The sequence below is a fragment of the Mesorhizobium sp. BR115XR7A genome (assembly GCF_020165315.1).
Lineage (GTDB): Bacteria > Pseudomonadota > Alphaproteobacteria > Rhizobiales > Rhizobiaceae > Mesorhizobium > Mesorhizobium australicum.
On the sequence record NZ_JAIUHW010000004.1, the window covers coordinates 268,736 to 283,202 of the forward strand.

The 14,467-nt window shown below is 64.6% G+C and carries 16 protein-coding genes; 6 read left to right on the plus strand and 10 right to left on the minus strand.

What is annotated here, in order from left to right; genetic code table 11:
- Positions 1–61 precede the first annotated feature (61 nt).
- From LB557_RS10735 to LB557_RS10760, 6 genes are read right to left on the minus strand one after another with little or no spacing between them, the layout of a single operon-like run.
- A complete protein-coding gene (locus LB557_RS10735; protein ID WP_224595535.1) occupies positions 62–1,321 on the minus strand; it encodes an ABC transporter substrate-binding protein in 1,260 nt (419 codons plus the stop codon).
- A 47-nt stretch (positions 1,322–1,368) separates the two neighbouring features.
- Entirely contained in the window at positions 1,369–1,791 is a 423-nt protein-coding gene (locus LB557_RS10740) for a DUF4440 domain-containing protein (protein WP_140661547.1), read from the minus strand.
- A 5-nt stretch (positions 1,792–1,796) separates the two neighbouring features.
- On the minus strand, positions 1,797–2,852 hold the full coding sequence (locus LB557_RS10745; RefSeq protein WP_140724483.1) for an aldo/keto reductase: 1,056 nt from the start codon (positions 2,850–2,852) through the stop codon (positions 1,797–1,799).
- Entirely contained in the window at positions 2,849–3,202 is a 354-nt protein-coding gene (locus tag LB557_RS10750; protein ID WP_023782304.1) for a TIGR04076 family protein, read from the minus strand. The genes LB557_RS10745 and LB557_RS10750 overlap by 4 nt, the downstream gene beginning before the upstream one ends.
- Before the next feature lies 1 nt (position 3,203).
- The gene (locus LB557_RS10755) at positions 3,204–3,686 is read right to left on the minus strand and encodes a DUF3830 family protein (protein WP_140724481.1); all 483 of its coding nucleotides are present in this window, start codon (positions 3,684–3,686) and stop codon (positions 3,204–3,206) included.
- Positions 3,683–4,417, minus strand: coding sequence for a GntR family transcriptional regulator (locus LB557_RS10760; RefSeq protein WP_140617453.1), 735 nt, complete (start codon positions 4,415–4,417; stop codon positions 3,683–3,685). The genes LB557_RS10755 and LB557_RS10760 overlap by 4 nt, the downstream gene beginning before the upstream one ends.
- 126 nt (positions 4,418–4,543) lie before the next feature.
- Between LB557_RS10760 and LB557_RS10765 the strand changes: the two genes are divergently transcribed.
- From LB557_RS10765 to LB557_RS10785, 5 genes are read left to right on the plus strand one after another with little or no spacing between them, the layout of a single operon-like run.
- On the plus strand, positions 4,544–5,344 hold the full coding sequence (locus tag LB557_RS10765; protein ID WP_140661551.1) for an ABC transporter ATP-binding protein: 801 nt from the start codon (positions 4,544–4,546) through the stop codon (positions 5,342–5,344).
- On the plus strand, positions 5,341–6,090 hold the full coding sequence (locus LB557_RS10770) for an ABC transporter ATP-binding protein (RefSeq protein ID WP_140823437.1): 750 nt from the start codon (positions 5,341–5,343) through the stop codon (positions 6,088–6,090). The genes LB557_RS10765 and LB557_RS10770 overlap by 4 nt, the downstream gene beginning before the upstream one ends.
- Positions 6,087–6,995 carry a branched-chain amino acid ABC transporter permease gene (locus LB557_RS10775; RefSeq protein ID WP_224640965.1) on the plus strand — a complete coding sequence of 303 codons (909 nt, stop codon included), beginning with the start codon at positions 6,087–6,089 and terminating at the stop codon, positions 6,993–6,995. The genes LB557_RS10770 and LB557_RS10775 overlap by 4 nt, the downstream gene beginning before the upstream one ends.
- Positions 6,992–7,975: a branched-chain amino acid ABC transporter permease gene (locus LB557_RS10780; RefSeq protein WP_181174597.1), complete on the plus strand. Its 984-nt coding sequence runs from the start codon at positions 6,992–6,994 to the stop codon at positions 7,973–7,975. The genes LB557_RS10775 and LB557_RS10780 overlap by 4 nt, the downstream gene beginning before the upstream one ends.
- Positions 7,972–9,276, plus strand: coding sequence for an NAD(P)/FAD-dependent oxidoreductase (locus tag LB557_RS10785; RefSeq protein ID WP_224640967.1), 1,305 nt, complete (start codon positions 7,972–7,974; stop codon positions 9,274–9,276). Before LB557_RS10780 ends, LB557_RS10785 begins: the two co-directional genes overlap by 4 nt.
- Positions 9,277–9,293: 17 nt before the next feature.
- Here LB557_RS10785 and LB557_RS10790 read toward each other — a convergent pair whose 3' ends face one another.
- The 4 genes from LB557_RS10790 to LB557_RS10805 are packed head-to-tail and all read right to left on the minus strand — an operon-like array spanning position 9,294 to position 13,623.
- Complete coding sequence (locus LB557_RS10790) at positions 9,294–9,950, minus strand: GntR family transcriptional regulator (RefSeq protein ID WP_224640969.1); 657 nt, start codon at positions 9,948–9,950, stop codon at positions 9,294–9,296.
- Between the two features lie 15 nt (positions 9,951–9,965).
- Positions 9,966–11,261 (minus strand): aspartate aminotransferase family protein, encoded by a 1,296-nt coding sequence (locus tag LB557_RS10795; protein WP_224640971.1) that lies wholly within the window; start codon positions 11,259–11,261, stop codon positions 9,966–9,968.
- Positions 11,262–11,266: 5 nt separating this feature from the next.
- Positions 11,267–12,325: a phosphotransferase gene (locus LB557_RS10800; RefSeq protein WP_015319031.1), complete on the minus strand. Its 1,059-nt coding sequence runs from the start codon at positions 12,323–12,325 to the stop codon at positions 11,267–11,269.
- Positions 12,322–13,623: an ArgE/DapE family deacylase gene (locus tag LB557_RS10805; RefSeq protein WP_224640973.1), complete on the minus strand. Its 1,302-nt coding sequence runs from the start codon at positions 13,621–13,623 to the stop codon at positions 12,322–12,324. Before LB557_RS10805 ends, LB557_RS10800 begins: the two co-directional genes overlap by 4 nt.
- Before the next feature lie 178 nt (positions 13,624–13,801).
- On the opposite strand from LB557_RS10805, the gene LB557_RS10810 reads away from it, so the two are divergent.
- A complete protein-coding gene (locus LB557_RS10810) occupies positions 13,802–14,449 on the plus strand; it encodes a GNAT family N-acetyltransferase (protein ID WP_224640974.1) in 648 nt (215 codons plus the stop codon).
- Positions 14,450–14,467: the final 18 nt, after the last annotated feature.

The following is a 14,467-nucleotide window of genomic DNA, read 5'->3' on the forward strand; positions in this document are numbered from 1 at the left end:
CTCAGGCTATGCCGGCATCGATCGCGATGGGCGAGATCGATGCCGGAAGTACAGCGTCGGCTTACTGGAGCTTGGCCTGCAGCGCGTTGACGTCATCGGTGGTCATTTCACCATCGGTCGTCACCTTGCCGTCGGCGATCTTCCACAGCCGGAACGGGCCAGTGATGTCGCCAAACTTGTCGAAGGCGACGGGACCGATGACGCCTTCATAGCGGATCGGCTTGCCGTCCTTGATCAGGCCGAGCGCCTTGGCGAATTCTTCCTTGCCGGCATAAATCGGCGTGCCGGCGGGATCGACCGCCTTGTACATGGCGTCCTTGATCTTGGCCGGGTCCTCGGAGCCGGCAATCGCGATGGCGAGCCCGACAATGGCGCCGGCATCATAGGAGCGGTCTGCCGCGGGATTTGACGGTTCGATGCCGGAAAACGCCTTGTAGTTCTTGGTGAAATACTCCGTCGAGGCGGTCGGGCTGGTGCCGGAAGACGTGCCATAGGCGTCCTTCAGATAATCGGCGCCGACGGACTCGATGAAATCAGGGCTGTTCATGCCGTCATTGAGCAGGAATTTCTGCACGCCGCCCTGCGAAATCCAGGTGCGGGCGATGGTGGCGCCGTCGACGGGCGTGCTGACCAGGTACAGTCCATCCGGTTCGCCACCCATCGCCGCGGTGACTTCCGAGGCGTAGCTCGACTGCTTCTCGTTGTAGGGGGTGTCGGAGACGATGGTGCCGCCGAGCGCTTTGTAGGCACGCGAGAATTCGGCCACCATGTTGACGCCGAAGTCGTTGTTGACGTGGATGATCGCCAGCTTCTTGAAGCCCTTGTCGACGGCGTATTTGGCGGCGGCGACGCCCTGCAGCGCATCCGAGGTGATGGTGCGGAAGAAGATGCCGTTGGTCTTGCCGTCGCGGCCGAGTGTCGTCAGCGTCGGCGAGGACGACGCCGGCGAGACCTGGACGATCTTGGCCGGCGCGGTCACCGAGGTCAGGATCGGGATCGACACCGAGGAAATGATGCCACCGATGATCACAGGCACTTTCTTGACCTGCACCAGCTGGGTGGCGGCATCGACCGCGATGTTGCCCTGGCTCTGGCTGTCGCGCGTGTCGGTGACGAGATCGCAGCCGCGCACGCCGCCGGCTTGGTTGATGTCGCGGAAGGCCATTTCGACCGATTTGGCGCCGGCCTGGCCGTATTCGCCGGCCGGACCGGTCAGTTCCATGACGAGGCCGACGGTGATCTTGCAGTCGGCGGCCTGTGCGGCACCCGCCATCGTCACGAGAGCAAGTGCCGTGGTGAGCTGGAGTATCGTCTTTCTCATTGTTGTTCCCCTTGAGTTACACGAACTGATTTGACGTCTGGAAAGTCTCAGTGTTCCGGCACCTGCAGCCAGGTTTCATGCAGATGCCGCCATTGGACGCCGTTGGGCGCCGATGAACGGGTGGTGAAGACCGCGCTCGACTGGCGGCGGCTGTGCTTGCCCGCGCGCAGCTGCGCCTCGACATAGAGGACGACGATCGTGTCGCCATTCTGCCAGCCGGGCCTGATGTCCTCGATCGAGATGGCAAAGCCGTCGTCGCAAGTGGCACGGCTGGAGCGCACATGGTCGATCACGGCATCGCGGTCGAGGATCTGGCCGCCTGGTGCGATCATGGTCAGGCCTTCGCCCATGACAGCTTCGAAGCGGCCGAAATCCACCTTGTCGGCGCGCGAGGCGACAAACCAGTCGACGAAAAAGCGATGCAGATCGACGACTTCGGCGCTGGCCTGCGAAAACAACCTGTCGTCCATGGTCTTCATATCCGGCCCGCGTTGAGATTGTAGTGCATGATCGAGCCGTGGCGGCCGTGGCGGTCGCGCTCCAGCGTGTAGACATCTCCCTCAAGGCCGTTGCCCCTCGCTATCACGGCTGCAATCCGCGCACGGTCATCGGCGTCGAGTACGACATCCATGATCTTGGCGTTGGCCAGCGCATGCGCCTGGTTGCGGGCACCGACGATGACCGCGGCCACTCGCGGCTGCTCCAGCACCCAGGCGCTGGCGATGGTGGCGATGTCGACGGCGTGGCGGTCGCCCACCACCTTCAGCGCGCGAAGCAGTTGCTGGAACAGGTCCCAGCCGCCGAAATCGTCGATGATCAGCTTGTACTTGACCAGCGAGCGGTTTTCGAGCGGCATGCCGGGTTCGGCGACACCAAGCCATTTGTCGCTGAGAAAGCCGCCGGCCACAGAACCGTAGCAGAGGAAGCTGACGCCGTTTTCCTTCGCAAGCGCCGCGAGGCTGTTCGCCGGACGCTGGTCGAGCACCGAATATTGCAGCTGCTGGCTGACCAGCGGTATGCCGGCTGACAGGATTTCGGCAAGCCGGGGCGTATCGAAATTGGTGGTGCCGAGATTGCGCAGCTTGCCCTCGCGCCGAAGCTCGTCGAGCCAACCCATCGCCTCGACATAGCGCGGCTGCGCATAATCCCACCAGTGAAACTGCACGAGGTCGAGCCGCTCGGTCTTGAGCCTGCGCAGCGACTGGTCGACGATGCCCCTGATATAGTCGCGGCTGATCGTAGCGAGCCGTTCAAGGTCGGGCACGAGCTTGGTGTGCACCTTCATTTTGGCGGCTGCATCGAGACCACGCTCATTGGCCAGCCGCAAGCGCGCGGCGCCGATCAATTCCTCGACGCCGGTGTAGATATCGGCGCAGTCATAGGTCCAGATGCCGGCATCGAAGGTGGCGATCAGGTCGCTTACGGCCTGACTGCGATCGATGGCGCCATGGCCGCCGGCCAGTTGCCAGCCACCGCGTATGACGCGCGAAATCGCGTAGCCCGGGCTGAGCTCGAATGCCTTGGCGGTCATGTCAAGTCATTCCCCTTCGGCAGCGGCACGGCCGTGGTTTCGGCATGGCTGAACCGCCGCTTGGCCAGCCTGACGATCCGCAGCCTGCTGGCGCAGTTCGGATCAGGACAGGCGATCTCCGCGTCCGAGGTCATCCAGTCATTCGGGTGGGTCGGGCGCTGCTTCGCCGCCAGCAGCGGCAGCACCGCCGAGATCGAATAGATCGAAAAGCCCTGCCCCGCCGGCATCGACAGCATCTCGCCCTTGAGCTCGAAATAGTCGCCGGCCCTGGCGCCGCAATAGATCGGCTTGCCCTGCGGAATGACCGCCTCGACGCGAAGATCGAAAAGCTCGAAACTGTCGTCAGCCATTTCAGGCCTCCACCAGGCTGAAGGTGATGTCGCAGGCGCCGTTGCGGCGGATGATGCCGCAGGCAGCCGCGAATTGATCGCGCTCCTCGAGTCTCACCTGCGCGACGACGCTGCCGGCCAGCCAGCCGATCGGGAACAGCAGACGCGCGCCCTGCCCGTAGAACAGGCCGATGTCGAAGATTGCGTTGGGGTTGCCGCCCCACATGCGCGGCGGCACGTAGGACAACACGATGTCACCTGGCTGCGGCGTCAGGGTCGCGTTCTCCGCCGGCAGCGGCTGGGCATAGGCCTGCCCCTCGAGATCGGCTGATGGAACCGGAGAGGAGATCTCAGGTCCCGTCCACATGGCGTGAATGGCGGGGACGACACGTGGCGTGGCGAGATAGGCTGTGAGAAAGGCCGCATTCTCCGGCGCCTTTTCCGGCAGCAGCAGCGCAGTGACGGAAAGCTTGGAGCGGGGCTCGCTGATCCTGATGGAGGTCATATCTGGCCTTTCGCGGCGGCGGATTGCAGTTTGCTGCGCAGGAAGGTGAAGGGCCGGCTGATGTCGGCGACCAGTGCTTCGCGCGCCGCCCGAGCATCCTGCGTGGCCAGCGCCTCGACGATGCGGCGGTGATACTGGGCGGTGTCGACCTCGCCGGCTTCCGAGAAAGCGTAGATGGCGACGCGGATGCATGGACCTGATTGCAGCCACAGGCTCTCGATCATCGGGATCAACACGGCCGAGCCGCAGGAGCGATAGATCTCGAAGTGAAAGCTCTGGTTGAGCGTCACTTCGCGGTCGACATCCTTCTTGTGTTTCAGCGCCCGCATCTCGTCCCACTCGCCGAGAATGGTTTCGATGGTGGAGATCTGGCGCGGCCCCATGCGGGCGGCGGCCAGCGCGATCGCCTCGCCCTCGATCAGGACGCGGGCACGCAAGAGATCGTCGAGGCGCTCCAGCGTGATTGGCGGCACCCGCACCGAACGGTTGGGCAGCGCCTCCAGCGCCTTTTCCGTGATCAGCCGGCCAAGCGCCTCCCGCACCGGCATTGTCGAAGTGACCAGCGCATCGGCCAGCCCACGGATAGTCAGCACCTGGCTTGGCTCGAACAGGCCGCCGATCAAGGCCCGACGCAGCTCGGAATAGACGCGATCCTGCACCGTCTCGCGGCCGACCGGAGCCAGCTGGGCCGCGATCGCCTCGTTGTTTTTCTCGATGGCAGCCTTTTGCATGGAATTCCGTTCTCGGCGGGTTTTCGGCTTGCGGATGAAATTAAAGCCGAATAGCGTGATCAAAGCAAGTGTGATCACAAATCATAATCAGAAGACGGCGACGACCGTCTTCGGCCAGAGGGTTTGATGAGCGAGGCAGCGGAAAGGCAGGGGAAGGAGACCCGTGTCCCGGTTCTGACGGCAAGCAACGTCGTCAGGCGGTTCGGCGGCCTTGTCGCCGTCAACGATGTCTCGTTTCATGTCAAAGCCGGCGAAATCCTCGGCCTGATCGGACCCAACGGGGCCGGCAAGACGACCATGTTCGACCTGCTCGCAGGCAGCATCCTGCCGACCAGCGGCGACATCCTTCTCAACGGCACGCGCGTCTCGGGCGAAGCCGCTCATTTGCGCATCGGCAGAGGGCTCGGCCGCACCTTCCAGATCCCGCGCCCGCTACCCAATCTGACGCTGATCGAAAACATCATGCTCGCGGCACAGGGCCAGGCCGGCGAAAAGCTGCTGGCTAACTTCCTCACGCCGTGGCGGGTGGCGGCACAGGAAAAAGCCGCCCGGACGAAAGCCCTCGACCTGCTCGAACTCGTCACCCTCAGCCATCTCGCCCATGAGCCGGCGCGCGTGCTGTCCGGCGGCCAGCGCAAGCTGCTCGAACTTGCCCGGGTCATGATGGCCGACCCGGCGATCATCCTGCTTGACGAACCCGCCGCCGGCGTCAATGCGACGTTGCTCGAAGTCATCATCGACCGCATCCGCGACATCAACGCGGGCGGCATCACCTTCCTGCTGATCGAGCACAACATCGACATGGTGACGCGGCTCTGCCACCGCGTCCTTGTCATGGCGAGCGGCCAACTGCTGAGCGAAGGCACGGCAGAAGAGGTCGCGCGCGACCCGCGCGTCATCGAGGCCTATCTCGGAGGCACCGCATGAGCGAGACCGTTCTCGATGTCCGCGACCTCGAAGCCGGCTATGAGCCCGGCGTGCCGATCGTGCGCGGCGCCTCGATCACCGTCGACAGAGGCGAGATCGTCGTCGTGCTCGGCCCCAACGGCGCCGGCAAGTCGAGCTTCATCAAGGCGATCGCCGGCCTCGTGCCGATCACCGGTGGCACGGTGCTGCTGGACGGCAGGGACATCACCGCCGCGCCCGCCCACACCATGGTGCGGCTTGGCCTCGCCTTCGTGCCGCAGACCGAGAACATCTTTCCGCTGATGTCGGTGGAGGACAATCTCAAGGTGTCCTGCGGCATCCTCGAGCGGCGCGAAATCCCGGCCCGCATCGAGGAAATGTACGCCGCCTTCCCCGACCTTGTCCGCCAGCGCCGCACCGCCGCCGGCAATCTGTCGGGAGGCCAGCGGCAGATGCTTGCCGTGGCGCGGGCGCTGATCGTCCATCCCAAGGTGCTGGTGCTGGACGAGCCGTCCGCCGGCCTGTCGCCGAAGTTCGTCGCGATGGTATTCGAGATGCTGGCCGGCATCCGCAAGTCCGGAGTCACCATCCTTTTGGTCGAGCAGAACGCCAAGGCAGCGCTTGCCATCGGCGACCGCGCCTATGTGCTGGCCGAAGGCAAGGACCGGCACGAAGGCATAGCCTCCGAATTGTGGAACGACCCTGTCGTCGCCGAACTCTATCTTGGCCAGCGCCCTTCTCACGTAGGTAAGGGAGGCGCGGCATGAGCCTGCAATTCATCGTCGACGGATTGCTGACCGGCTCGATGATCGGCCTCGGCGCAATCGGCGTGACGCTCACCTATTCGATCCTGCGTTTCTCCAACTTCGCCCATGGCGACTTCATGGCCTGGGGCACCTATGCGACGCTGGCCGTGGTCAGTGCCATCGGTGCGATGTTCGGCAAGGTGGCGCCGATCGGGCCGCTGTCCTTCGGCTGGCCGCTTCTTGTTGCCCTGGTCGCCGGCATGGTATTCACCGCCCTGCTTGCACTGCTGCTCGACAAGATCCTGTTTTCGCGGCTGCGCTCGCAGGGCCAGGCGATCATCGTGGTCATGGCGAGCTTCGGGGCCTCGATGGCGCTACGCAGCCTGCTCGAATTCACCTTCACCTCACGGCCGACCTATTTCAGCCGAGCGATCCAGATCGCCATGCCGGTCGGCTTCGGCATCCGCATCACGCCCGACCAGATCGCGTTGCTCGTGTTGACCGCCATACTCGTGCTCGGCGTGCATCTGTTGATGACGCGCACGCAGACTGGCCGCGCCATGCAGGCCTTGAGCCAGAACGCGGCACTGGCCCGCGTCGTCGGGATCGACGTTGTCAGCGTGGTGCGGGTGACGTGGATCATCGGCGGCGCGCTCGCCTGCGTGGCTGGCGTGATGATCGGCATCCTGGTGCAGATCCGCCCGTTCATGGGCTTCGACATGCTGCTGCCGATGTTCGCCGCCGCCATCCTCGGCGGCATCGGCAGCATCCCGGGCGCGGTGCTCGGCGGCCTGATCATCGGTCTCGCCGAAGCCGGCGCGGTGCAGCTGATCGGCGCCGAATGGCGCGCCGCCGTTTCCTTCATCATCCTGATGGCCGTGCTGTTCGTGCGGCCGATCGGCCTTTTCGGAGTTCGGGAAAGATGATCGATCTGGTCGGATACGGCGCCTTCTTCCTGACCACGGCGCTGATCTTCTCACTGGTCACGCTGGGGCTCAACCTGCAATGGGGCCTGACCGGCCTGTTCAATGTCGGCCTCGCGGGCTTCGTCGCCATCGGCGCCTACACCTCGGCGCTGCTGACGACACCGGACGATCCCGCGCGGCTCGGCGGCTTCGGCCTGCCCATCCTCGCCGGCTGGGTGGGCGCCATGTTCGTTGGCGGCATTGCGGCCGCGCTTACCGGCATGGCGACGTTGCGTCTTAGATCCGACTATCTGGCGATCACCACCTTCGGCGTTGCCGTCGTCGTGCAATTGGTCGCGCTCAACGCGCAGAAACTGACCGGCGGACCCTTCGGCATCGGCTTCATCCCGCGCCCCTTCGGCGGCCTTGCGGAGACGCCGCTGCTGTTCAACCTGTCGAACCTTGCGGTCGTCTGTGCTGTGACGCTGATTGCCTATCTCGCCTTGGAGCACCTGTCGCGCAGTCCGTGGGGCCGTGTGCTGAAGGCGCTCCGCGAAGACGAGCGGGCGGCGATTTCTCTCGGCAAGAGCGCGCGCTTCTACCGTGTCCAGGCGTTTGCCGTCGGCGGCGCCATCATGGCGCTGGCCGGCGCGCTGCAGGCGCATTTCACCGGCTTCATCGCGCCGGACAATTACCTGCCGATCCTCACCTTTCAGGTCTGGGTGATGCTGATCGTCGGGGGCTCGGGCAGCAATCTCGGCGCGGTCATCGGCAGTGTCCTGGTCTGGGGGATTTGGGCCGGATCGGGCACGCTGACCAGCGTGTTCTTCCCGCCCGAGCAGCAGGCGCGCGCCGCTTCGCTGCAGATCGTCGCCATCGGCGTGATGCTCTGCGTGATCTTGCTGATGCGGCCGAACGGATTGTTCGGCGACAGGCCGCTGCGGACGCGCTTCGGCAAGCGCACGCGGATCGCCACGGACAAAAGCGGTTCCGGTTCATGAATGCCCTGGTCCGGCAGAGTGCGAACGGCACTTCGCTTTGGCATGCCATCAGCCGCGATCGCCGCAAGCGGCCTGCGCTGAGTGGCAACCTCGATGTCGACCTTGCCATTGTCGGCGGCGGATTTTCTGGCCTTTCAACCGCATTGCACGCCGCCGGAAAAGGACTTTCCATCGCCGTTCTCGAAGCCGAGATCATCGCCTGGGGCGCGACCGGCAGGAATGCCGGTTTCGTCGTGCCGAACTTCGCTAGGATGGACCCCGACAGCATCCTCGCGCATCTTGGCCCCGAGCGCGGCGAACGCCTCATCGATTTTGCCGCCGGCAGTGCCGACCTCGTCTTCGGCTTGATCCGGCGGCACGGCATCGACTGCGACGCGGTGCAGAACGGATGGATCCAGCCGGCGCACTCGCCGGCGGCCCTGGAGAAGGTCAAATCCCGCGCGGACCAATGGGCGCGGCGCGGCCGGCCTGTCGTCACCCTGGATCGGCAAGAGGTCGAAGCGCTGACCGGCGCACGCGGCTATGTCGGTGGCTGGATGGATCGTTCCAGCGGCGTGCTCAATCCGGTCGCCTATGCGCGGGGGCTCGCCGATGCGGCGGAGAAGGCCGGCGCGAAGATTTTCGAGCACACGCCGGTCACCTCGATCGATCGCGTCGCCGATGGTTGGGCTCTTCAAACACGGTTGGGCCTGGTACGCACGGCCAAGGTGCTGATCGCTACCAACGCCTATGGCGGGTCGCTCGATCCGTTGCTGCGGCGAACCTATATTCCGCTGAAGGTCTTCCAGATCGCGACCGCGCCTCTGCCGCAGGAAATCCGAACGCGTCTGCTGCCTGGCGGACAAGGCGTCGGCGACACCAGGCGCAACCTCTTCACCTTTCGCTTCGACGCCGATAACCGGCTGATCAGCGGCGGCATGCATATTCTTGGCGCCGGCGCCGATACGCGCGTGCCGCAAACAATCTGGCGACGGCTCGGCCGGCACCTCGACCTGCCTGATTTGCCCCCCCTTGCCTACAGCTGGTCGGGGATGGCGGCGGTCGAACCGGATTTCCTGCCGCATCTCCTGGACCTCGGACCGGGGCTGATCGCCGGTCGCGCCTGCAATGGACGCGGCATTGCCATGACCACGGCGATGGGCAAGGTGCTGGCCGACTGGGCCGCTGGAACCGAAGCGCGTGATTTGCCGCTGCCCTTCGCACCGCCGGCGCCAATTCCGTTCCATGCCCTGCTGCGGCACGCGCCCAACATGCTGCTCGGCTGGAGCATCCTGCGCGACCGGATGGACGAGACGGCTTAGGCCGACCGAGCCTGCGGTCAGTGCGCCATGTGAAGATTGTCGCAGAGGACCGCGGCCGCCACGGAGATATCCTCTTCAAGGGAAGCCCGAACGGCCGGGCCGTTGCGCTGTTCCAATGCAGCGACGATCCTGCGGTGTGCGTCATTGGATTGCGGAATGTAGCGATCGGCCCGCATCAGGAGCTTGAGATAGGGTCCGACGCGCCCCCAGAGATCTCGGATCATGTTCAAGAGGATCGGCGCGCCGGCGTGCTCATAAATAGCAAAATGGAAGGCTTCGTTCAGGGCCAGATAGGCCGTGGCGTCCTGCGTCTCGATGGCCCGCTGCATGCCGGCGAGCGCGGCTTGGATGTCGGCCAGCCCGCTTTCAGTCATCCGTGACGTGGCCATCTCGCCTGCCAGTCCCTCGACGGCGATGCGGATGCGCGTCAGTTCCGAGAAGGCGGGCGCGGAGAGCAAGGGCACGATGATCGAGCGGTTGTTCTGCGTTTCCAGAAGTCGCTCGGCGACCAGTCTTTGCAGCGCCTCGCGGATCGGCGTCGTCGAAATGCCAAAGCTCTCGGCAAGCTTGCGGATGACCAGTATCTGGCCCGGGCTGAAGCCGCCCGAGATCAACTCCTGCTTGAGCGCGCCGTAGGCCCGGTCATTGAGGGTTTGATGCTCGAGCTTCAGCATGCGTACCCGCTCAGCTCACCATTTCGACAATGCGCGATCGAGCGCCTCGGCCAGCTGCTCGGCGTTGTCTCTGGCAAAGGGCAGCGGCGGCCTGATCTTCAGCACATTGCCGCGCGGACCGCACGACGAGATCAGCACGCCGTCCTCGCGCATGGCTTCAACGACGGATGAAGTCTTGGCAGCAGCCTCATCCTCCGCCATCAGCTCGACGCCGAAATAAAGGCCGTTGTGCCTGACATCGGCGACCATGCCGTGACGGCTCTGCAAGGCGTCCAGCAATTCTCCTGTATAGGCGCCAACCGTCCGCGCGTTCTCGATCAGCCCCTCGCCCTCGATCACATCGAGCACGGCGATGCCGACCGCGGCGGCGACCGGATTGCCGCCGAAAGTGTTGAAGTAGCCGGTGTTCGAACCGAACGAGCTCACCAGCTGCGGCCGCACGATCACCGCGCCCATGGGATGCCCGTCGCCGATCGGCTTGCCCATGGTGACGATGTCAGGCGCGAGGCCATAGTTGGCGAAGCCCCACATGCCCTGGCCGAGCCGGCCGAAACCGGACTGGACCTCGTCGGCGATGACGATGCCGCCGGCCTTCCTGACATGATCGGCCGCCTCGCGCATGACGGAAGCCTCGGGGAAGAAAATGCCGTCGCTGGAAAAGGCGGAATCAAGCAGCAGCGCCGCCGGGCGGATGTTTTGCGCGCGCATATCCTCGATGGCAGCGGCGACATTTCTGGCGAAATCATGCGCGGCGCGGCCGCCGTCGCGGAACGTGTCCGGCGCTGCCACGGCCCGATGCTGCGCGGGCACGCCCGCTGCCCCCACCGCAGCCGGCGACAGCTGTGCTGTCGCGATGGTGGCGCCGTGGTAGGCGAAGTCGGTGATGATCACGCCGGTGTTGCCGGTCGAGTGCTGGGCGATGCGGATGGCGAGATCGTTGGCCTCGCTGCCGGTGCAGGTGAACATGGCATGGCCGAGATGGGAGGGAAGCGTACCGAGCAGCCTTTCCGCGTAGTCGAGGATGATCTCGCTGAGATAGCGCGTGTGCGTGTTGAGCGTGGCGGCCTGCCCAGACAGCGCCTCTACGACGCGCGGGTGGCAGTGTCCGACGGAGGCGACGTTGTTATAGGCGTCGAGGTATTTTCGGCCTTGGGCATCGTAGAGCCAGACACCGCTGCCACGCACCAGATGGATCGGACTGCGGTAGAAGGCGCGATAGGTCGGCCCGAGCAATCTGGCGCGACGTTCGAGCAGCGCTTGCTCGGATGCCGCCGAATCGACATTTGCAGGATGTGGCGAGGACAGGGACACGGCATCTACTCCGGCTTGGAATGGTCGAGAAAATAGCGGCGGGCGTCCGCGGACGACAGTCCGTCCAGCCGCTCAAGCGAGGCCCAGACCTCGGTGATGAGGCGCAGGACATAGTCGCGCTTGGCTGGAAAACGCTCGGCCTGCCAGCTGGCGATGTTGGCGATGAGTGCGAGGCGGGCACGAATGAGGTGAAAGAGGATGCCAAGTTCTTCGATCTCGAGCGGCTGCACGGACTGATAGCCGGCGACGAAGCGCGCGGCGGGCGCCAGCGGATGACCTTCGGCCGGCCAGCGATAGACGGCCCCAATGGCGAGATCGCAGATCAGCGGCGAATGGATCATGTCGCCGAAATCGAGGATGCCGTTGACCATTTCCGGTCGCGAAGCGTCCATCACCACATTGTAGGAGTTCATGTCGTTGTGGACGATCTGGGCGCGCAGCCCGGGAATAACCGGCGCCGCGTGCTCCTCGTAGGCGTCGATGGCGCGCTCGACCATGGCGCGATGGCCGGCATCGACGATATGCGCCAGCATGGGCCGCGTCTTGGCGACCTTGCGGATGTCCCACAACAGGTCACTGCCGGCGGCCGGATGGAAGAAGCCGCGAAGCGCCCGGCCAAGCCGGGCGAGGAAGATGCCGAGATTGCGATCCTGTGCCGATGAGGTGAGCGAGCGCGAAAGCAGCTGTCCCGGCAGATAGGTGACGAGCCGCACGATGCGCGGCGCCGATCCGCCGATGCCGACCATGAACTGCGCTTCGCCTTCGAGGCTCTTGCGCACCGAGGGAACCGGCAAAGCCGGGTCGACCGTCAGTATATGGTCGAGCGCCTTGTTCTGGAAATCGGTGAAATCAGCCTCTTCCGCCGGATGCGAGACCTTCAGGACAAATTCACCCTCGCCTTCTGTCTGGATGTGAAAATTGTGGTCGCGTTCGCCTGGCAGCGTGCGCGCGCTGCCAGTGAGCCCATAGTGGCGACGCAACAGGGCAAGCGCCTCGGCGATCGAGACGTCGGGCGCATCGTCCGCGAGCGTCTCGCCGAAAGCATCCGATACGGCCGCGTTCATGGCCTGACCTCGGCATCGATGGGTTCGAGGCCGCACCAGTCGGCGATGAAGAGCGCAATGGTCTGGGTGACCTTGCGCACGGAATCGAGATCGACAGCCTCGTCATAGCCATGCGGCATGCGGCAGATCGGGCCGTAGACGATTGCCGGCGTGTCGGCATAAAGGCCGAAGAAGCGCGCATCGGTGGTGGCCGAGGTGACATGTTCCGTCAACGGCTCACCCCACACGGCGGTGTGGCTGCGGCGCAGCACGGCTTCCATCTCGTCGGCGCCTTCCAGCACATAGCCCTCGGCCATGAAGCCGTTATAGGTCATCCTGGGCGGGCGATTGGCGAGGAACGGATCGGCGCGGGCGGCATCGGCGATGCAGGCCTCGAGTTCGGCCCTGGCGTCCTCGAGCTTCTGGCCGGGATAGGTCGCGACCCGCATCTCGAAGACGCAGCGGGCGGGAACGCTCGATGTCCATTCGCCGCCTTGGATCTTGCCGAGGTTGAATCGGATCGGGTGCGGGTGATTACAGAAATGCCTGTCGTCAACCTTTCTGGCATTCCAGACGATTTCGAGTTGCTTCAGCGCCTGGATGATGAGAAACGCCTTCTCGATGGCATTGGCGCCGGCGGAAAAGGCGCCCGACGCGTGCTGCGGATCGCCGTCGACCTCGACCTTGAACCAGATCGGCCCAACCTGCGCCCGCATCAATCTTGGTTCCAGCGGTTCGGGAATGAAGGCGGCGTCGGCGCGATAACCGCGCTGCAGGCAAGCGAGCGCGCCATTGCCGGTGCACTCCTCCTCGACCACCGACTGCAGGAACACTTTCGCCGCCGGCTGATAGCCGAGGCCGCGCAAGGCGGCCAGCGCATAGAGACAGGCCGACAGGCCGGCCTTCATGTCGCCGGCGCCGCGCCCATGCATCCAGCCATCCTCGATCGCCGGATCGTAGGGATCTCGCACCCAGCGGTCGAGCGGTCCGGTCGGCACCACATCGATATGGCCGTTGAGGATCAGCGAGCGACCGGTGGCGTTTTTCGGCGTGTGGGTGGCGACGACGTTGAACGCGTCATCGTAGGAAACCGCTACGGGCGAGAAACCAGGCAGGTCGCGGATCGCATCGACATCGACACGCCACATATCGACCGCATAGCCGTTGGCTTCATAGGCAGCCGCCATGAAGGATTGCGCGGCGTGTTCCTCACCGCGCTGCGAGGGAAAGCGTACGAGGTCCGCCAGGAAGGCGAGCTGGCGGTCGAAGCCATCGTCGACCGCCCGCAAGATGGCCTCGTCCGCAATTCGCTCAGGCATGATATTCCGCTTCTCCAGGGATGGTGTATCATATCTCATATGCCATTCTTCGAAAAGGCAAGGCGACAGGCGGGTCAAAATCATGGCCCACCTCTGGAGCTACTTGGCAGGCGGTCGCAGAGTTGGCATCAGCTTCTTGACATGCCGGCCAGGCTGCGCGGCGGAGGACCGAGGACAGATGCAAGTCACTGAAGGCTCATTGCCGGATGAAACCACCGATCTGGCGCCGGGTTACCGGCGCGTGCCGGCAGGCAAAATCATCAATGCGGTGACGTGGATGGAGGCGCGTGCCCCGGTGCCCGGTCTCGCGCATCCGCTAGCGATGACCCGCGTCACCAAGCCCGATCCCGCCATCTACCGCGCAGTCTTCCTCGAGATCGGCGCTCCCTGGCTCTGGGACCGCGCCGCCGAAATGTCGGACGCCGACATCGCGGCGCATTTCGCCGACCCACGTCAGCATCTCTACTACGGCCGTGATGAGAGTGGGGGCCATGTCGGCATGGTCGAATTCTCGGTCGCCGACAGCAACGAGATCGAGATCACCTATTTGGGCCTGTTTCCCTCCTTGACTGGCCAAGGCTTCGGCAAACGGCTGATGGCGGGCGCGCTCGACCAGGCATGGCGCCTAGGCCCCATCCGCATCTGGCTGCACACCAGCAGCTTCGATCATCACAGCGTTATCGGTTTCTACCGGGCTTGCGGATTTGAACCCTATGCAACCGGTTTCGAAATCACCGATGATCCCAGGATCAAGGGCACCCTGCCGCGCGATTGCGCGCCGCAAATTCCGCTGATCGAAACGGAATGGGTGCCCGGCGCCAGATGAGACCGTCGTCGCAACCCG